1 rRNA gene is annotated in these 339 nt (G+C 53.7%); it reads right to left on the reverse strand.

The window, feature by feature from the left end:
- Positions 1 to 339, reverse strand: a 23S ribosomal RNA gene (locus LrDSM24759_RS07660); the annotation flags it as partial.

Here is a 339-nt window from a genome sequence, read left to right on the forward strand (position 1 = left end):
ACCGACTTCAGCCCCAGGATGCGACGAGCCGACATCGAGGTGCCAAACCTCCCCGTCGATGTGAACTCTTGGGGGAGATAAGCCTGTTATCCCCAGGGTAGCTTTTGTCCGTTGAGTGATGGCCTTTCCATTCAGTACCACCAGATCACTAAGCCCGACTTTCGTCCCTGTTCGAGTTGTAACTCTCACAGTCAAGCTCCCTTATACCTTTACACTCTGCGAATGATTTCCAACCATTCTGAGGGAACCTTTGGGCGCCTCCGTTACATTTTAGGAGGCGACCGCCCCAGTCAAACTGCCCACCTGACACTGTCCTCCAGAACGCTCAGCTCTGTGAGT

Source organism: Lactobacillus rodentium (assembly GCF_003423665.1).
Lineage (GTDB): Bacteria > Bacillota > Bacilli > Lactobacillales > Lactobacillaceae > Lactobacillus > Lactobacillus rodentium.